This window comes from Providencia sp. wls1922, assembly GCF_009706505.1.
GTDB classification, from domain to species: domain Bacteria; phylum Pseudomonadota; class Gammaproteobacteria; order Enterobacterales; family Enterobacteriaceae; genus Providencia; species Providencia lanzhouensis.
Window position 1 is genome coordinate 1 of the sequence record NZ_WLUG01000119.1, and the last position, 18580, is coordinate 18580.

The 18580-nt window shown below is 43.5% G+C and carries 16 protein-coding genes; 10 read left to right on the forward strand and 6 right to left on the reverse strand.

Annotated features, from left to right (window positions below):
* Positions 1-45: 45 nt before the first annotated feature.
* On the reverse strand, positions 46-486 hold the full coding sequence (locus GKR71_RS19160) for a GNAT family N-acetyltransferase (RefSeq protein WP_036951356.1): 441 nt from the start codon (positions 484-486) through the stop codon (positions 46-48).
* A gap of 304 nt (positions 487-790) precedes the next feature.
* Here GKR71_RS19160 and GKR71_RS20475 point away from each other — a divergent pair, with 304 nt between their 5' ends.
* Positions 791-1153 (forward strand): hypothetical protein, encoded by a 363-nt coding sequence (locus tag GKR71_RS20475; RefSeq protein WP_230085121.1) that lies wholly within the window; start codon positions 791-793, stop codon positions 1151-1153.
* Between the two features lie 74 nt (positions 1154-1227).
* Here GKR71_RS20475 and GKR71_RS19170 read toward each other — a convergent pair whose 3' ends face one another.
* A complete protein-coding gene (locus GKR71_RS19170) occupies positions 1228-3270 on the reverse strand; it encodes a choline transporter (RefSeq protein WP_154634731.1) in 2043 nt (680 codons plus the stop codon).
* Positions 3271-3479: 209 nt separating this feature from the next.
* Here GKR71_RS19170 and betI point away from each other — a divergent pair, with 209 nt between their 5' ends.
* Genes betI through betA form a run of 3 tightly spaced genes read left to right on the forward strand, consistent with a single transcriptional unit; the run spans position 3480 to position 7283 of the window.
* Complete coding sequence (gene betI, locus GKR71_RS19175) at positions 3480-4082, forward strand: transcriptional regulator BetI (RefSeq protein WP_036951954.1); 603 nt, start codon at positions 3480-3482, stop codon at positions 4080-4082.
* Between the two features lie 21 nt (positions 4083-4103).
* On the forward strand, positions 4104-5582 hold the full coding sequence (betB, locus tag GKR71_RS19180; RefSeq protein ID WP_154634732.1) for a betaine-aldehyde dehydrogenase: 1479 nt from the start codon (positions 4104-4106) through the stop codon (positions 5580-5582).
* Between the two features lie 33 nt (positions 5583-5615).
* On the forward strand, positions 5616-7283 hold the full coding sequence (betA, locus tag GKR71_RS19185) for a choline dehydrogenase (protein WP_154600286.1): 1668 nt from the start codon (positions 5616-5618) through the stop codon (positions 7281-7283).
* A 45-nt stretch (positions 7284-7328) separates the two neighbouring features.
* On the opposite strand, the gene GKR71_RS19190 is transcribed toward betA, so the two are convergent.
* Positions 7329-7676 carry a carboxymuconolactone decarboxylase family protein gene (locus tag GKR71_RS19190; RefSeq protein ID WP_036951341.1) on the reverse strand — a complete coding sequence of 116 codons (348 nt, stop codon included), beginning with the start codon at positions 7674-7676 and terminating at the stop codon, positions 7329-7331.
* A gap of 358 nt (positions 7677-8034) precedes the next feature.
* On the reverse strand, positions 8035-8382 hold the full coding sequence (gene cutA, locus GKR71_RS19195) for a divalent-cation tolerance protein CutA (RefSeq protein WP_036951336.1): 348 nt from the start codon (positions 8380-8382) through the stop codon (positions 8035-8037).
* A gap of 697 nt (positions 8383-9079) precedes the next feature.
* Between cutA and GKR71_RS19200 the strand changes: the two genes are divergently transcribed.
* Positions 9080-10552, forward strand: coding sequence for an anion permease (locus GKR71_RS19200; protein ID WP_036951333.1), 1473 nt, complete (start codon positions 9080-9082; stop codon positions 10550-10552).
* Between the two features lie 274 nt (positions 10553-10826).
* Complete coding sequence (locus tag GKR71_RS19205; RefSeq protein WP_036951331.1) at positions 10827-11147, forward strand: lipoprotein; 321 nt, start codon at positions 10827-10829, stop codon at positions 11145-11147.
* A gap of 90 nt (positions 11148-11237) precedes the next feature.
* Here GKR71_RS19205 and GKR71_RS19210 read toward each other — a convergent pair whose 3' ends face one another.
* On the reverse strand, positions 11238-12329 hold the full coding sequence (locus GKR71_RS19210) for an NADH:flavin oxidoreductase/NADH oxidase (RefSeq protein ID WP_154634733.1): 1092 nt from the start codon (positions 12327-12329) through the stop codon (positions 11238-11240).
* Positions 12330-12937: 608 nt separating this feature from the next.
* On the opposite strand from GKR71_RS19210, the gene GKR71_RS19215 reads away from it, so the two are divergent.
* From GKR71_RS19215 to GKR71_RS19230, 4 genes are all read left to right on the forward strand, one after another.
* Positions 12938-14254, forward strand: coding sequence for a CitMHS family transporter (locus GKR71_RS19215; RefSeq protein ID WP_230085122.1), 1317 nt, complete (start codon positions 12938-12940; stop codon positions 14252-14254).
* A 316-nt stretch (positions 14255-14570) separates the two neighbouring features.
* Positions 14571-15392: a VanW family protein gene (locus tag GKR71_RS19220; RefSeq protein ID WP_154634734.1), complete on the forward strand. Its 822-nt coding sequence runs from the start codon at positions 14571-14573 to the stop codon at positions 15390-15392.
* Positions 15393-15612: 220 nt separating this feature from the next.
* Positions 15613-16323, forward strand: a complete 711-nt coding sequence (locus GKR71_RS19225) for an RNA ligase family protein (protein WP_154634735.1) — start codon at positions 15613-15615, stop codon at positions 16321-16323.
* Complete coding sequence (locus GKR71_RS19230; protein WP_036951316.1) at positions 16320-17453, forward strand: AAA family ATPase; 1134 nt, start codon at positions 16320-16322, stop codon at positions 17451-17453. The genes GKR71_RS19225 and GKR71_RS19230 overlap by 4 nt, the downstream gene beginning before the upstream one ends.
* Positions 17454-17501: 48 nt before the next feature.
* Here GKR71_RS19230 and GKR71_RS19235 read toward each other — a convergent pair whose 3' ends face one another.
* Positions 17502-18557, reverse strand: a complete 1056-nt coding sequence (locus GKR71_RS19235) for a 4-oxalomesaconate tautomerase (RefSeq protein WP_154634736.1) — start codon at positions 18555-18557, stop codon at positions 17502-17504.
* Positions 18558-18580: the final 23 nt, after the last annotated feature.

Genomic DNA, 18580 nt, shown 5'->3' on the forward strand with positions numbered 1-18580 from the left:
CAAAACCAAATCAAAAACAAGGACGAAATTAAGAAAAAATAAAAACTAGCTTTTCATTTTGTCTAGAAAGCTTTTGGCGGAGATATGCCAGGTGTTGGGGCAGGGATTGAAGCCGAGTTTGGGGTAGGTGTTTTGGGAGTCGGGGGTGGAGCGAAAAATTAAATGACACTCAGGGGGAAGCTCCTCGGCGGTGAGGCGCAGCAAATGCTTACCGACACCTTGATGAAGATACTGAGTATCTACCGCAATTTCAGAGATATAGCAGCAAAAACTAAAATCCGTGATCGCGCGAGCGAAACCCACCACCTGCTCATCCACCCAAGCACTAATCAACAAATCCGCATTATTTAACATCGAATCCAGCAATGCGACATCGTCAGTGGGCACAAACGTATCCAGTGGGGATTGCTTCAATAAATTCAAAAAATCATCCACCGAAATCGAATGGTTCACTTTATATGTAATGTGGCTATTCACTGGCTCCATGTCATTCCCTCATAAATAAAAACGCTAATATAGTTTTAGCTCGAAATCATGAAAATTGCCTGTTTTTCTTTGTATTTTTGCGTGATGACATTGCGCTATTTGATGAAGAGTAATGAAAGCAATAGATAAAAATGCAGAAATAATCACTATGGGTATTAATGAGTATTCAAACAATTGATTTTATGATTAATTAATTCCAACTATTTAATAAATAACAATATTTAAAAATCAATAATGGATTTTATACACCAATAGGTTGTAAGTGAATATAATGCCAAATTATGCATTTACAGTAGGTATCCATATGTTCAAAAAGGTTATTATTGTCTTTTTTCTTGTTTTCTGTGCTCCTTTTGGCTTTGCCACCGACTTGTCATTTAAAGAAAAATCACCCGTTGATCGCCTATATCATGAAAACTACCAAGGAGTGGACTCACTGCGGGAAGAGCAGAAGTTCAAATTTGACCCTAAATTAAAAATTGCTCAGCAAGATCGTAGCTACCAATCGCTACTCGAACAACGGGATGAAGATGAAAAGTCCTTGCTCAATCACATCCGCCCTTGTGATATCAACCCAACGGCAGCAGGCTGTCCGGGGCATTTATCGTGGATGAACAACCCGCGCGAGCTTCAATCCATGCTAGAGCAAAAATATCAGAATGAATAATTAGTATTCCCCGTGTTGCAAATAAAAGGCGCTTTTTGAGCGCCTTTTATATTGTTTAAATAATCAGCTCCGTATCAATTTCCTTCGGGAAAGGTCAATGTTGATCCCGGTGCTTCGCGGCTTAAATGAATAAAATTCAAATGCTTCTCATACTGGTCAAGAATATCGCTGATCACCTGCTCTTTGGTGTAGTCCATTAAATCGTTAGCTTGGGTGCCTTCCCACAAGTAAGTTTCAAGGCGGTAATAGTGGGATTTACCGGAACGAGCGCGGTAGGTAAAGCTTGGCACCGTGTAGCGGCGTGGCCAAATTTGATAGATAAAACTTTGCTCTTCTTCTAAATCGACCACTAACTCTAAATGGTTAAGTCGCTCTTCTTCGGCAAGAGGATAGATCGCAAATTCCACCTTCGCGCCACGCAATTCCAATTCTTTAGCTACATCTTGCATCGCAGGAATACAGACTAAATCTAACATCCGTTGGGTATAGGTGGTGCCCGGGAAATTCATCACGCGTCCCAGACGTTGTTTCCACTTAATGGGCTCATTACCATACAGCGGCGCAGGGGCATTGGTATTAATGGCACTGACGCGGCGATAATCTTCAAACCGCAATGACTTATACAGCCCTGCCATAATAAAGAAGATCACAAAACTAAACGGCAACCCCATAATCACGGTGGTGTTTTGCAGGGCGGGCACTCCATCGGTCATTAACATCCCGAGAGTGAGTAAACCAATGGCTACTGACCAAAAAATTCGCAGCCAATTAGGAGAATCGTGATTAATATCGCTCAGTTTTGAGGTGAAATTCCCCAGCACTAATGAGCCAGAATCCGCGGATGTCACGTAAAACAGCAACCCTGTAATGGTGGCAACGGAGGCGGTTAATCCAAACCCCGGATATAACTCGAGTAGGGAATAAAACCCTTTTTCGGGGGCCTCTAATACCGTTTCAGCCAACGCTTTGTTGCCATGAATAATTTCATACAGAGCGCTATTACCAAAGATAGAGAGCCAAAGTAGTGTGAAGACAAAAGGGATGATTAGTGTGCCAATCACAAACTGGCGAATGGTGCGACCACGGGAAATTCGTGCCAAAAACAGCCCAACAAAAGGCGACCATGCTACCCACCATGCCCAGAAAAATAGCGTCCAGCTATTCATCCAGTTAGTCGGTCTATCAAACGCAAAACTGTTCAAGGTCATCCCCATAAAACGGTTCACATAATCCCCGACGTTGAGTACTAGCGCATTGAGCAGAAATTCCGTATCCCCCACAAAGAGGATAAATAGGATCAGTCCTAATGCCAGCAGTACGTTGAGTTCCGAGAGAATACGTATCCCTTTATTGACCCCCGATGTGGCGGAAATGACCGCCATGATTACCGAAAGGAAAATCAGCCCGCCTTGCACCGTTAGCCCTTGGGGAAGGTCAAACAGCACTTTTAGCCCGTAATTGAGCTGAACCACGCCAATACCGAGGGTGGTGGCGATACCGAAAATCGTCCCGAGCACGGCGGCAATATCGACGGTATGACCAATCGGTCCGTTAATTCGATTACCAAAAATCGGATATAGGGCAGAACGGATGGTTAATGGCAAATTATATCGATAACTAAAGTAACCGAGCGCAATGCCCATCAAGGCGTACATTGACCAGCCCGTGAGTCCATAGTGAAACAGTGTCCACACCATCGACTGACGAGCCGCTTCAAGGGTTTCGCCTTCACCTGTTGGCGGTAACATATATTGAGTGACCGGTTCAGCCACCGAGAAAAACATCAAATCAATGCCGATCCCCGCGGCAAACAGCATCGCTGACCAGCTGAGCAAACTAAATTCCGGTTTGGATTGTTCTGGTCCCAGTTTGATGTTCCCAAAGCGCGAGGTGGCGATAAAAATCACAAAAACGATATACAAGGTGGCGGCAAGTAAGTAATACCAGCCGAAGGTTTTTGACACCCAACCCAGTGTTGCAACAATCCATTTATTTGCGGTGTCAGTCATCAGGATGGTGAAAAAAGAAAACGCCAGTATTAAGGCGGCGGAGGTAAAAAAAACAACGTGATTAAGTTGGTCTTTCTGCCCATTTTTTGGACTTTTTGAATTTGTCATTGGCAGTTCCACAGTTTTATCTGGATGAAAATTTAAAATTAGATTATTTACTAACGCATTGAATTATTAGTAAATATTTAAAATTTCACGGGTATCTCCTCGAGTTATTTGTAAATGAATTGTTGTAAACAATAGTTAATATTGATTGAACATTCAATTAAAAAATCGTTTAATGAATGGGTTCAATGGTCTTATTAGGTCTTCATGCCATGCCGAAAATAGGCGTTCAATCGATACGTAAACAGCAGTTAATTCAGGCCACTTTAGCTGTCATCAACGAAGTGGGAATGCAAGAAGCCAGCTTTGTGCTGATCGCCCGTAAAGCGGGAGTCTCTACTGGGATTATTAGCCACTATTTCCGTGATAAGAGTGGTTTATTGGAGGCCACCATGCGCCATATCCAGTATCAACTCGGGTTTGGTATTGCGATGCGACTCAGATTATTGAGTGGTGAAAATCCTAAAGCGCGAATTCAGGCAATTGTGGAAGGGAACTTTGACTCCACCCAAATCAGTGAAGCCGCAATGAAAACGTGGCTAGCATTTTGGGCGAGCAGTATGCATCAGCCAAATCTGAACCGCTTACAGCGGGTGAATGACCGTCGCTTATATTCAAACCTCAGCTATGAGTTTGGACGAGCGCTAAGTAAACCTGCCGCACGCCGTGCTGCTAAAGGTCTGGCTGCTTTGATTGATGGATTATGGTTACGCAGTGCGCTGAGCAATGAGTCTTTTCCTGTGACGGAAGCGCTCAGCATCACTAACGAATATATCGATATGCAATTGGCACGAGCAGGAGACCATTCGACCTAACTATTTTTTAAAGGAGACGTTATGCAACATCCACCGATTCATAAGCTTTACATTCATGGCGGATATGTCGACAGTTCACAACCTGAATGCGGGCAGTTTGAGGCAATAAACCCAGCCAATGGCGACGTGATTGCGCATTTGCAGTCAGCCAGTATCGACGATATTCACTGGGCGGTGGAGAGTGCAAAACAGGGGCAAAAAATTTGGGTGGCAATGACCGCGATGGAACGTTCACGTATTTTGCGCCGTGCTGTAGATATTTTACGTGAACGTAATGATGAACTCGCCTATTTAGAAACCCTCGATACAGGGAAGCCGCTTTCTGAAACGCGTTTTGTGGATATTGTGACGGGCGCGGATGTTCTTGAATACTATGCAGGCTTGATCCCCGCTCTAGAAGGGCAGCAAATTCCGCTACGTGAAACCTCGTTTGTCTATACTCGTCGTGAACCATTGGGGGTTGTTGCGGGGATTGGCGCATGGAACTATCCCATTCAAATTGCGTTATGGAAATCCGCACCGGCACTGGCAGCGGGTAACGCCATGGTATTTAAGCCCAGCGAAGTTACCTCATTAACCGCATTAAAGCTGGCGGAAATCTACACTGAAGCGGGCTTACCTGCGGGGGTGTTTAACGTGGTAACGGGAATGGGCGGTGAAGTGGGTCAATGGCTAACAGAGCATCCTGATATTGCCAAAATCTCATTTACCGGCGGCGTCCCGACGGGGAAAAAAGTAATGTCGAATGCCTCTAGCTCAAGCCTTAAAGAGGTCACCATGGAGCTGGGCGGAAAATCACCGCTGATTATTTTCGATGATGCCGATTTAGACAAAGCCGCGGATATCGCCATGATGGCAAATTTTTACAGCTCTGGGCAAGTGTGCACCAATGGGACGCGGGTGTTTATCCCAGAAAACCTGAAAGCCACCTTTGAAGCCAAAATCGCACAGCGCGTTGCTCGCATTCGTATTGGTTCACCAACCGATGAAAATACCAATTTTGGGCCTTTAGTCAGCTTCAAGCATCTGGACAATGTGCTGCGCTATATCGAGATTGGTAAGGCGCAAGGGGCGACCGTGTTATGTGGTGGTGAGCGTCTGATGACTGAGTCGCTGGCAAACGGCGCGTATGTGGCACCGACGGTGTTTACTGATTGCACAGATGAAATGCAAATCACCCAAGAAGAGATTTTTGGTCCTGTAATGAGCATTCTAAGCTACCTCACAGAAGACGAGGTCATTGAGCGAGCAAATCACTCGATTTATGGTTTAGCCGCAGGAATTGTCACGCAAGATCTCGCCCGTGCTCATCGCGTTATTCACCAATTAGAAGCGGGAATTTGTTGGATCAACACCTGGGGAGAATCCCCTGCGCAAATGCCAGTGGGGGGTTATAAACACTCTGGTGTAGGGCGCGAAAATGGTCTGATGACGCTACAAAATTACACTCAAATCAAATCCATTCAAGTTGAACTCGGAGAGTTTTCATCCATTTTTTAATCACTTAATTTGACTGAAACAGAGGAGATAACAATGGTCTATGACTACATTATTATCGGTGCTGGTTCAGCCGGTAACGTTCTTGCTACCCGCCTGACAGAAGATACTGATGTTACTGTGCTGCTCCTTGAAGCAGGAGGACCGGATCACCGGTTCGATTTTCGCACACAAATGCCAGCGGCATTAGCATACCCACTTCAGGGGCGCCGTTATAACTGGGCGTATGAAACAGAGCCTGAGCCCCATATGAATAACCGCCGTATGGAATGTGGGCGCGGTAAAGGGCTTGGCGGCTCTTCATTGATTAACGGCATGTGCTATATCCGTGGAAATGCCATGGACTTTGATGGCTGGGCGCAAGCACCGGGGCTTGAAGATTGGGCTTATGCCAACTGTTTGCCATATTTTCGTAAAGCAGAAACCCGCGATATTGGTGGAAATGATTACCACGGCGATCAAGGCCCCGTGAGTGTGACGACGCCAAAATCCCACAATAATGTGCTATTCCACGCGATGGTTGAAGCTGGCGTTCAAGCGGGTTATCCGAAAACAGAGGATTTAAACGGTTACCAGCAAGAAGGGTTCGGTCCGATGGATCGTACGGTGACGCCAAAAGGTCGTCGTGCGAGTACCGCCAGAGGGTATCTAGACCAAGCTCGCACCCGTAAAAACTTGACGATAGTTACCCATGCCACTACGGATACCATTGAGTTTGAAGGGAAAAAAGCGGTGTCTGTGAAGTATTATTTAGGAAAGCATCAGCAAGTGCAGGTGGCGAAGGCGCGCAAAGAAGTCTTATTATGTGCTGGGGCTATCGCCTCCCCGCAAATATTGCAGCGCTCCGGTGTCGGCCCTAAAGCGGTATTAGCGCAGTTTGAGATCCCTCCCGTTCATTATCTGGAAGGTGTGGGTGAAAATTTGCAAGACCATTTGGAAATGTACTTGCAATATGAATGTAAGCAACCCGTTTCCCTGTATCCCGCATTGAAATGGTTTAATCAGCCAATGATTGGTGCGCAGTGGCTATTTAAAGGCACGGGCATTGGTGCCAGTAATCAGTTTGAAGCGGGTGGGTTTATTCGTAGCAGTGAAAAATTTGCATGGCCAAATATTCAATTTCACTTTCTGCCGGTGGCGATTAACTACAATGGTAGTAATGCGGTGAATCAACACGGTTTTCAGGCACATGTGGGTTCTATGCGTTCACCTAGCCGAGGTCGAGTGCAGATAAAATCTCGTGACCCGCATCAACACCCTAGCATCTTGTTTAATTACATGTCTTGTGAGCAGGATTGGGAAGAGTTTCGCGCAGCGATTCGTATCACGCGGGAAATTATGGCTCAACCCGCGTTAGACCCGTATCGAGGTGAGGAAATTAGCCCCGGCAAGCATATTGTCACCGATGAGCAACTTGATCAGTTTGTACGAGAACGCGCGGAAACTGCGTTTCATCCTTGTGGAACGTGCAAAATGGGCTCGGATGCTATGGCGGTCGTCGATGGTGAAGGGCGTGTCCATGGGATTGATAACCTACGAGTGATTGATGCATCCATTATGCCGCTGATTATTACAGGCAATTTAAATGCCACAACCATTATGATTGCGGAAAAAATAGCGGACAAAATTCGCGGTCGAGAGCCATTAGCACCCAGCCAGGCTCCCTATTTTAACGCTGGTAGCCAGGTGGTTAGAGCGGGCTAAAACGTGGTTTATGGGTGAGGGGACATCCTCACCCTTTGTACATGCTTATTCGCAATGGTTGGTAAATTCTTTATACGCATTCCATGTCTGAGTTGCATACATAACTGAAGGGCCTCCCCCCATAAAAATGGCAACAGCTAAAGTTTCAGCAAGTTCTTGTTGGGTTACTCCTAAATCGACCAAAGCTTTTGTATGAAAAGCAACGCAGCCATCGCAGCGATTGGCAACCGCAATACCAATCGCAATCAGCTCTTTGGTTTTTTTATCCAGAACTCCCTCTGTCGAGGCAGCTGCAATTAAGTTAGAAAAATGCATCATGACTTCAGGAATAAATTGAGCCAGCTCCGGCATGGTTTGCAGTAGGTTTTGATTGATTTCAGTAAACTTTGACATTGTTTCTCCGTCTTACATTATGCGATTAAATAATATATATTTTAATATAATTTAAGGATAACATTGAGCAAGGAAAATATTCGAAATAAGATATAAAACAGATTTATACTTTTTATTTAATAAAGGATGGTGTATTAAATTGAAAGATTCATATTTAGATGTTTGATCTGAAATTTAACGCTATTAGTGTCAATTTGACAAAAAAATCCTCCAAACGAAGGAGGAAAATAAATATTAAGCGAGACTACTTATATAACACTAATTTTGTATTTACCAAAGCTGACCAGCTAATAAAAATGATCAAAATTTGCTATATGAAAAAGGAATATAAACTAAAAATAATATGGAAGTGTTAATATTAACGAACAGAATTAACTAGCCATTGTAAATAGTTATCCTCAACTTGGTTAGGGTCTAAACGAATTAACTCAGGAATTTCATAGGGATGAATTTCCTTGATTGCATCAAATAGCGCTTGCTGATTACCAATCGTGCTTTTTATCAGTAATAGAATTTCTTTATCTTCTGTCACATTTCCTTTCCACAAATAGACTGATTTCATTTCGGGTAATAATGAAACACAGGCAGCAAGATGGTTATTCAACAGGTGCTGTGCAATTTTTATGGCACTTTCTTGGCTATTAGTCGTGCTTAAAACGATGCAAGGTTGTTGCTGGCTCTTATAATGAGTATCGTCAAATGTCATTTTAATCTCCTTTATTTAAAGGGCTTATTTAAATGAGTAGCCTGATTCATTCTAGTTCAGCTGCCCGTAAGAAAACGTAGTCACATAATGATACAAATAGAGAAGTACGTGATTAATGTGGAGATGATTATTACTGATAACGATTATCTTATTGGGTAATGAATTGGCTGCCCATGAGATAGCAATATATGTACCCTAATAGCTTAAGGCTTGAGCTAAATAATTTCATTAATCAATTAGCCTGGTTGATTTTCATTCGCTCTACTAAACGAAAGTAAATCTATTTACAAGGGGCTTTATTGCTATTCTTGATTAATTATGAGTAATTCGATTCAGCATTAAGTTTTAGATAGGTAAATATCAATAATTATTGAATTTTTGTATATTAATTGAGTTTTGGGAAATATTTTAATATTTAATCGCTTTAATCCGATGGAAGAGTTAGTGACGTTTTTATACATAACTGTTACTCGTTTTTATTTCACCGCCACATTTAACTCATTTTAAGGGTGTGTGACTGTTTGTGAATTTCAATTACATTTTGTTACATAATGGCTTGAAATTCATATGAAACTCAGTAACCAAATGATAACGATCAATATTTTCAGGTGATTATTTGCTAACATCGACTGAGAATAAAAAAATATATATTGCACTTTCTCTGTCATTCCATCTCAAAAACTGTATGGATACCCTTATGAATAAACTGACTCCGTTAAAACCGATACCTACCTTAATCGCGGTCGCGATTACGTTAATTATCTGGTTTGCTATTCCTGTTCCTGAAGGTGTTAATCCGAATGCATGGCATTTATTAGCCCTGTTTGTCGGAACTATCGCTGCGATTATCGGTAAAGCGTTACCGATTGGTGGTGTTTCTATCGTTGCGATTTCCTTGGTGGCCGCGACTGGGGTCACCAATCCTGAATCTACAAAAGGCGCGATTGCAGATGCATTAAGTGGCTTTTCTAATGACCTGATTTGGCTGATTGGTATTTCCATCATGGTCTCCATGAGCTTGAATAAAACGGGGCTGGGAGCGCGTATAGGTTATTACGTTATTTCACTGTTTGGTAAAAAAACCATTGGGATTGCTTATTCGCTGGCCATTGCAGAAACCATTCTTGCGCCTGTGACGCCAAGTAACACTGCGCGAGGCGGGGGAATTATTCACCCGATTATGCGTTCGATTTCAGACAGTTTTGGTTCTAAGGCAGAAGACGGTACTTCCGGGAAAATAGGGCGCTACCTCTCTTTAGTGAACTATAATATCAACCCAATTACCTCCGCGATGTTTATTACAGCAACGGCACCGAACCCGCTGATTGTCAGCTTAATTGTCAGCGAAGCGGGTAAAGGTAATGAGCTAACTTGGGGAATGTGGGCGATTGCGGCATTTGTACCGGCGATTGTTTCTCTGATTTTAATGCCACTGGTTATCTACTTTATGTATAAGCCAGAAATTACCTCTACACCGGATGCTCCTAATTTTGCCAAAGAACGTTTACAGCAATTAGGACCAATTTCATTGCCTGAAATGATCACATTAGGGGTTTTTATCCTGTTATTAATGATGTGGGCAGGGGTTCCTGAAATGTTGTTTGGTCCATCATTCAGCGTGAATGCAACCACGGCAGCCTTTATTGGTCTGAGCGTATTATTGGGCACAGGGGTTATTAACTGGGATGATGTCCTGAAAAATAAAGGGGCATGGGATACCGTTGTCTGGTTCGCCGCACTGGTGATGATGGCTAGCTTCTTAGGTAAATTAGGTCTTATTAAGTGGATGTCTGTCACGGTAGGAAGCTCTATCGATAGCATGGGAATTAGTTGGGTTTGGGGTACCTTAATTTTGGTACTAATCTATGTTTACTCTCACTATTTCTTCGCCAGTACAACTGCGCACATTACCGCAATGTTCGGGGCTTTCTTTGCGGCGGGTCTTGCATTAGGTGCACCGCCAATGCTGTTAGGTTTAACCTTAGCATTCTCCTCATCCTTAATGATGTCATTAACTCACTACGGCACGGGTACGGCACCAATTATCTTCGGTTCGGGCTATGCCACACTGGGCGAATGGTGGAAAGCGGGCTTTGTGATGAGCGTTGTTAACTTAATTATTTGGATCAGTTTAGGAAGTATTTGGTGGAAATTCCTTGGTTACTGGTAATGCCATTGAATATTAATTGAAAATAGGTATTCACTAAAAGCCGGAATTATCTTCCGGCTTTTTTGTCCTCTATTGACTGTGAGTGAAATTATATTTTACTGAGAGAGGAAACATAAAATTTAAACCTTAAATTAGTGAATTTATTGAAATAAATAGGGCAATTAAATATTCAATAGAAACAAGATTTTTTAATTTAAAGCAGCTATGATTAATACTAAGGCATGTTGTAGGGTTTTAATGTAATCCGATATAAACAAAGATAAATAGGTTAAAAATGAAAAAGACAGCATTAGTATTGGGTATGGCGGGTATGATGGCATTGTTGTCAGCGTGTTCAGACGAGAAAAAAGAGATTGCAGAGTATCGTTCTGAGTTCGTAAACAACTGTGTAAAAGCAGCGGGCGAATCTGATACAGAAACAGCACAAGCTATTAGCGCAATCTGTGGCTGTGCTTATGATAAAACTGTTGAAAAATATGGTTTAAAAGAATTTAAGCGTTTAGACAGTGAACTGCAAAAATCACCTGCTGCTGCGCCTGAATTCCAACAAACTATGATTTCATTTGTTCAAGAGTGTGCAACTAACGCGCGTTAATTGAATAACTTTAGTCATTGTTAAATAAAGCCACGGTGATGAAAAATCCCGTGGCTTTGTTGTTTTTAGGATAGGTTTTTAAATCAACGCTTATTTAAATAGCTGTTTAAATTGATGTGGAGCACAGCGTAAATATTGTGGTGCCACATTAATTTGTTCATTGAGCACACTGGCGGCACGCCATGGCCAGCGTGGTTCATATAAAATGCCACGACCAATCGCAATAAAGTCAGCTTGCCCAGTCGCAATAATCGCTTCCGCTTGGTGAGGCTCGGTGATCAGCCCCACAGCAATAACTGGCATATCGGTATGTTCATGAATAGCTTGCGCCAGTGGTACTTGGTAATTTGGGCTGACCGGGATCTGTTGCTTGTCTGATAATCCACCGGAAGAAACGTGGATATAATCGCACCCTAATTCTTCTAGCACTTCAGTGAGTTCGATGGATTGAGCCAGATCCCAGCCCCCTGCAACCCAATCTGTTGCAGAAATACGGATACCGACAGCAATATTTGGATTGACCGCCGCACGTACTTCACGGAACACATCCACTAAAAATCGAGTACGGTTAACAAAACTGCCACCATATTCATCTTGTCGTTGGTTGGAGATAGGAGATAGGAATTCATGCAGTAAATAGCCATGAGCCGCATGGATCTCAATTAAATCAAAACCTGCTTGTTCAGCACGTTTTGCTGAATCAACAAACTGTTGCGTTATTTCGTGGATCTCATTGATGGTGAGAGCCTTTGGTGAATAGCTGTCGCCAAAAGGCAGAGCGGATGGTGCGACGGTTTGCCAACCATGTAGATCGTCTGGCGCTAAGTTTTGCCCGCCTTCCCACGGTAGTGCGCAGGATGCTTTTCTGCCTGCATGGGCAATTTGAATACCTAATTTTGCATTGGCAAAACTCTTGATATTCGTTAATAGGGTTTTGAACGCCTGCATCTGAGCGTCATTCCATAATCCTAAATCTTGGTAAGTAATTCGTCCATCGGGGTTTACAGCACTAGCTTCGACAATCACAAGGGAAGCGCCGGATAAGGCAAGGTTCATATAATGAGCCTGATGCCAAGGGCTGATGAGACCTTCATGTGCGGAGTATTGGCACATAGGTGGCACAATAATACGGTTAGTTAGCTGAACTTGACCTAAGTTAGCAGGTGAAAATAGGTAACTCATTCCTTTTTCCTTATAACGAAACTTAAGATAATTCTGACAGTATACAAAAAAAGTAAGAGCATTCTTGTGATAAAACGGCAAATTTAGGGATTCAAAAAAATTTTTCGTTATAAGCAAGCTGAAAAAGCAATAACGTGAAGATAATTTTGAGGAAAAGAATAAAAAGTATAAATCTCTGCTTGCTATTTTTTATTATAAATAAAAGAACCAGGGATAGAATGTAGATATATTGCAATGTGTCATTTCAAATCATGATAAATACTCGCTTAGTTCCCCATTTCTTTGTTAACCCCATGATAAATCAAGCATGATAAACTTAATTTGGTTTTATGGTTTTTATGGTGCTAATAGATTTTCACACTGGGTTTTTATTTTATTCAATGATTTTCTTTACCTTTAAATGAATATTGTTGCCGCAAAAAAACAATTTTCATCTTGCAACCTAAATAAGGGATTTATATAAGCAACGATAGCCCTACGTAATATTAGTTTTATGTAAAAAGAGTAATGGAGATGAAAATAAAATTACAACTGTAAAAGTGTAGCAGTTTTATTTTCAACAACGTGTATTAGCCTGTGAAAATATAATTCTAAAAAGGAAGGTCAATGTGTTAACAATTATTGGTATTTTAATCATCGTGACAATCGTCACTTTACTGATGATGGGTAAAGCTAGCCCAATTATTGCAATGTCTTGTATTCCTTTTATTGGTGCACTGTTAGCGGGATATTCTATTGGTGAAATCTCGGTCTTTTTCGAAAGCGGCATTAATAAAGTGGCAAAAGTGGCAGCGATGTTTTTGTTTGCCATTTTGTTCTTCAGCATGATGAAGGACTTACATATTTTTGACCCACTGATCCGCATGATGGTCAAAATGACCCGTGGTAATGTGATTATCGTCTGTATCATGACCACGCTAATCGCGGGGGTAGTGCACTTAGATGGCTCTGGCGCCGCAACATTTTTAATTATTATTCCTGCATTATTACCGCTATACCGACAATTAGGTATGAGTCCATACCTAATGTTGCTGCTGATGTGCGCAAGTATGGGGATCATGAATATGGTGCCGTGGGGTGGACCATTAGGTCGTGCGTCAGCGGTAACAGGTATCGATGCCTCTACACTATGGCAAGGTTTAATTCCCGTGCAATTGATTGGTATGGGTGGCGCGGTGGTATTTGCCATTATTATGGGAATGCGTGAAAAGCGTCGCATTGCTGCGGCCGCGTTAAATGGCACTACGCCGTATCAAATGGATTCACTGTTAGGCGAAAGTGAGCAAATCGCAGATGTGGTTGATATTGCCCATAAACCTAAAAAGCCATTAATTAATGGTGGATTAATTGTAGGGGCGATTATCTGTTTAGCATTCGGGCTACTTTCAGCTCCATACGTATTTATGATTGCGCTTTCTTTGGCGTTATTAATTAACTACCCAAATCCCAAAGAGCAGATGAAGGTGCTCTCCCTGCACGCCCCACAGGCGTTAGGTATGGTGGCCATTATTCTTGCAGCGGGCGCGTTTCTCGGCATCTTATCCGATGGTGGAATGTTGAAATCCATCGCAATGGATCTGACATCAATTCTGCCAACGGAATGGGTATCAAAAATTCATATTTTTGTGGGTATCCTCGGCGTACCAATGGATATTTTCACCAGTACTGACGCTTACTATTTTGCATTGCTGCCAATTATTCAGCAAATTGCTGCGACGGCAGGGGTTGATCCTTCAGCGGTGGTGTACGCTATGGCGATAGGGAATAACGCGGGTACGTTTGTGAGCCCGTTCTCACCGGCAGCATGGCTGGCGATGGGGCTGGCGGGAATTGATATGGGGCGTCATTTGCGGTATTCGTTCGGGTGGATTTGGGTGTTCAGTTTCTTTACGCTAGCCGTCGGGGGGGTTTTAGGTCTCTATTGATCTGCTCGTCGTCTTTTGCGCTGTAGCGGTGTTGGCTTCGCTTACTAACCCTAGTCACATACTTATGTATGCTCCTAGGGATTAGCTGCACTTGCCGCCTTGCTACAGCACAAAATCCATAGAGCCAATGTTTGGGGAAGCTAAGGAAAATGCTAAAAGCTAGAATCTGAAATTTGAAGTCTGAAGTCTGAAAAGATAAAAAACAGTGAGATAAAATAGTTGCTAAGTGGAACATCGATTATCAGACAGTGACTATATTGATGATGATGGAATTATGTGAAGATGCCTTTATTATCTGAAACCTATAAGGCTCGACATGCGCAGACCACTTTCTTCCTATCATCCTATCTTGTATTGGCTGCGCGTGAATCAAAAGCGGCTACTTAGGCGCTGGCACTGGGCATTTTCAGGGCGCAAATATACCCGCAATTTAGCGGAGCGACCGCTGGAATACCGTTACCATAAACACACATCGCGCCTTATCCGCAAATTGGGGCAATCAGACCTTCGACTACAACATAACAAAGTGATAAACCTCGGAATTGCGATTGAAACGATGAACGGCATTACCATCTCGCCGGGGGAATACTTCTCATTTTGTCGCCTTGTGGGAAAACCCACGGCTAAACGCGGATTTGTGGAAGGAATGGAACTTTCTTACGGAGAAGCCCGCAGCGGAATTGGCGGAGGAATTTGCCAACTCAGCAATTTAATCCACTGGATGGCGCTGCATTCACCATTACAAGTGGTGGAACGCGCTAACCACAGTTTTGATCCATTTCCCGATGAAGGACGAGTACTGCCATTTGGGTCGGGTGCCGCTATCTTCTATAACTATATCGACCTTGTGTTGTATAACCCCACTCAAGCGATATTTCAGTTAGTGTTTAAAATTGGTGAGCACCAAATTGAAGGGGAGCTACTGTGTTCAGAACCCCGCGAAAATAAATACCATATTTACCAACAAAATCATAAGTTTGTTCGGGAGCACGGCGTGATTTATCGCCATAATGAAATTTGGCAGCAAATCACCACCAAAGGGCAAGAACCGCTCACACTCAGCGACTGCTGTTTATACCGCAATAAAGTGGTGGTGAAATACCCACTGGATGAATCTCAATTGAGTGATGCGGGTTAATACGAGCATAATTAGGAATATGTTACTGGCTTTTACCTAATTAATTCGTTTAGAATCCCCCTCAACTAAGTTATTTCTTGCTGTTTTTCTGATAAAACACCCAAAATGAGGCCGTCTCGCGGACTAGATATGTAATACCAACACTTGATTTCTCAATTATCGCAGAGGCAAATCTTGCACAAGATTTGTTGTGTTTTATTATTTCTGTAGAGAAAGCATAATGAATATGCAATCAAGGAAGTATGGTAGAACGTATCACTATCCGTTCTCACCTGGCACCACCAGCGACGATCGTATTAATAGCGATTGGTGGGCACACATCCAAAATATTGAACAACTGGTTCATACTGAAAAACTCGATGGTGAAAATAATTGCCTGAATCGTCACGGCGTATTTGCCCGTTCTCACGGCGCTCCGACCCAGTCGGCATGGTCGCAGCAAATCCGTCAGCGTTGGCAATTAATTAAAGACGATCTGGGTGATATCGAATTGTTTGGCGAAAATCTGTATGCCGTGCACTCCATCGAATATCAACATATCGAAGATTATTTTTACGTGTTTGCGGTGCGCCAAGGGGATTATTGGCTAAGTTGGGATGAAGTGAAGTTTTACGCATCACTGTTTGATTTCCCAACCGTACCTGAGCTTCATTTGGCTATCGATAAAACCCTCACTGCTCAGCAGTACAGCAGCGGATTAATCGCCGCGGCAGGGGAAGATAGCCAATTTATTGCACGGGATACCCATACCGGAAAACTGTGCAGTATGGAAGGTATAGTGACACGCAATCGCCAAGGTTTTGCCGTGGATGATTTTATCCAGCACGTTTTTAAGTATGTGCGCAAAAACCATGTAAAAACCGATATCCACTGGAAACGAAATTGGCAGCGCGCAAGATTAGCGTTTGAAATGCAAGGAGATGACCAATGAGTTGGCAACTAACAAAACAACGAGAATGGTCACAACTTGCTGAACAGTTTGAATTTGTGCGTGATATGCATGGCGTCCCTCAAGATGCGATACACCATGCGGAAGGGGATGTGGCTATCCATACTCAAATGGTATTAGCTGCGCTGGAAGGCTTACCGGAATATCAGCAATTACCTGAAGCGCAACAGCAGATTGTCTGGACAGCTGCGCTCTTGCACGATGTGGAAAAGCGCAGCACCACTCGAGAAGAAGAGGGGCGTATTCGCTCACCAGGACACGCAAAAAAAGGCGAGTTATCCGCTCGCCATATCCTGTTTCGTGAAGTGGAAACGCCATTTGCTGTCCGCGAGCAGATTGCCACATTAGTACGCTTTCACGGTTTGCCATTATGGTTGATGGATAAGCCTGACCCAGAGCGAGCGTTATACGCCGCCTCATTACGGGTCGAAATGTCTTTGCTGTGTATGTTAGCGAAAGCGGATGCGATTGGTCGTGAATGTGAAGACAAAGCGGACTTATTAGCTCGCATCGAGCTATTTGAACTGTTTTGCCGTGAGCATGATTGCTGGGATCAGCCGAAAGCTTTCGCGTCATTGGCGGGGCGTTTTCACTATTTCCACACTCAGCGTGGGACGCCGGATTATCAACCATTTGATGAAGACGGTAGCGAAGTGATTATGCTGTGTGGCTTGCCGGGAATGGGGAAAGACCATTTTATTCAACAACATTACCCACAAACGCCGATGGTATGCTTGGATGAAATTCGCCGAATTCATAAAATCAGCCCAGCGGATAAAAATGCCCAAGGTTGGGTCGCGCAGCAAGCGAAAGAACAGGCGAAAGTTTATTTGCGTAGTAAACAAGATTTTATCTGGAATGCGACATCGCTAAGTGCCTCACTGCGCGAAAGCATGATTAGCCTATTTGCTCGCTACCAAGCCAAAGTGCATTTGATTTATCTGGAAGTGCCGTACAAGCAGTGGCAGCAGCAAAATCGTCAGCGCAAATATGCGGTTCCGGAAAATGTGATGGAAAGAATGGCGGGGAAACTGGAAATACCGACCCCTGATGAAGCTCATCAAGTTTCCTATTTTATCAATGGTGAATTTTTGAGTGAGCCGGTGAAGTAAGTTTTATCATCCTGCCTCTGTCAAAGAGGCAGGACAATCAGTTCGCCATCATGGCACAAAAACCTTTCCTTCAAATAATTTTCTAGCAGTACGAATAATAGAAGCTTGAATGCCTTCCGGTTTATCCGTCGGGTTACTTAGTGCTACCTCAAATTTGCCACTGAGATGTTCAATGGCAATCTTCTGCATATCCACATCACCTTGCAGATAACGCTCGATAACGGTACCTGAAATCACACAGCCGGTGGCAATAGCAATTGCGCCCGTTACCGCTAATGCGCCATGGCATTTATGGGGCATAAAGTAGCGCACATTAATGGTGCCGCCGTGAATCGCAGGGGAGACCAAAATCGGTTTGGGGATCACTTTTTTGCTCACATCCCCTAACCCCATCATGGCGCCAGCTTGCAGACGAAGATGCTCCAGTTTTTGCATAAACTCGCTATCGCCTTCAAGTTGATCCGCCGTTTCATATCCCGTTTTATTAAGTTGTGGGGCATCGATAAGTACCACGGGCGTTGCCATATCGAGGCAAGAAACTTCAACACCATCAATGATATCGACCACATTTCCGGTAGGGAATAGTTTCCCTGTTTTGGTGCCACTGGCATTAAGAAAGGTTAAACCAACAGGGGCAGCCTGACCGGGAACACCGGCAATAGTTGCCTTACCGTTATATTCCACTTGCCCATTGGGGGTTTGAATGGTGGCGTTGATAAAGGTATTGGTGTTGACGTTACGCACCCTGACGGTGGTCACATCTCCAGTGATAGGTACTAACCCTTTTTCTAACGAGAATGACCCGACCGCACACAGAATATTGCCACAGTTAGGGGCGGTATCGACAATACGCTCAGTAATGGCGACTTGCGCAAAAAGGTAGTCAACATCTGCATCTGGGTGCGTTGATGGGCTAATGATGGCGACTTTACTGGTTTGCGGGCTACCGCCACCAATACCATCGATTTGTAAAGGATGACCGGATCCCATAATGGCTAAAATGAGTTCATCACGTTGTTGAATGTCGGTCGGGAGAGAGTCAGCGAGGAGAAAGACACCTTTTGATGTGCCTCCGCGCATTAATGTACAAGGAATTTGTTTCATCACGCGTCCTTTTTGAACGCCTT

What these genes read in the sequence shown, in the direction of transcription:
- betA (WP_154600286.1), top strand. Translation starts at nt 5,616, where the DNA reads ATGGTCTATGACTACATTATTATCGGTGCTGGTTCAGCCGGTAACGTT.
- GKR71_RS19235 (WP_154634736.1), bottom strand. Translation starts at nt 18,557, where the DNA reads ATGAAACAAATTCCTTGTACATTAATGCGCGGAGGCACATCAAAAGGT.
- GKR71_RS19170 (WP_154634731.1), bottom strand. Translation starts at nt 3,270, where the DNA reads ATGACAAATTCAAAAAGTCCAAAAAATGGGCAGAAAGACCAACTTAAT.
- GKR71_RS19230 (WP_036951316.1), top strand. Translation starts at nt 16,320, where the DNA reads ATGAGTTGGCAACTAACAAAACAACGAGAATGGTCACAACTTGCTGAA.
- GKR71_RS19160 (WP_036951356.1), bottom strand. Translation starts at nt 486, where the DNA reads ATGGAGCCAGTGAATAGCCACATTACATATAAAGTGAACCATTCGATT.
- betI (WP_036951954.1), top strand. Translation starts at nt 3,480, where the DNA reads ATGCCGAAAATAGGCGTTCAATCGATACGTAAACAGCAGTTAATTCAG.
- GKR71_RS20475 (WP_230085121.1), top strand. Translation starts at nt 791, where the DNA reads ATGTTCAAAAAGGTTATTATTGTCTTTTTTCTTGTTTTCTGTGCTCCT.
- GKR71_RS19205 (WP_036951331.1), top strand. Translation starts at nt 10,827, where the DNA reads ATGAAAAAGACAGCATTAGTATTGGGTATGGCGGGTATGATGGCATTG.
- cutA (WP_036951336.1), bottom strand. Translation starts at nt 8,382, where the DNA reads ATGACATTTGACGATACTCATTATAAGAGCCAGCAACAACCTTGCATC.
- GKR71_RS19190 (WP_036951341.1), bottom strand. Translation starts at nt 7,676, where the DNA reads ATGTCAAAGTTTACTGAAATCAATCAAAACCTACTGCAAACCATGCCG.
- GKR71_RS19225 (WP_154634735.1), top strand. Translation starts at nt 15,613, where the DNA reads ATGAATATGCAATCAAGGAAGTATGGTAGAACGTATCACTATCCGTTC.
- GKR71_RS19220 (WP_154634734.1), top strand. Translation starts at nt 14,571, where the DNA reads ATGCGCAGACCACTTTCTTCCTATCATCCTATCTTGTATTGGCTGCGC.
- betB (WP_154634732.1), top strand. Translation starts at nt 4,104, where the DNA reads ATGCAACATCCACCGATTCATAAGCTTTACATTCATGGCGGATATGTC.
- GKR71_RS19210 (WP_154634733.1), bottom strand. Translation starts at nt 12,329, where the DNA reads ATGAGTTACCTATTTTCACCTGCTAACTTAGGTCAAGTTCAGCTAACT.
- GKR71_RS19200 (WP_036951333.1), top strand. Translation starts at nt 9,080, where the DNA reads ATGAATAAACTGACTCCGTTAAAACCGATACCTACCTTAATCGCGGTC.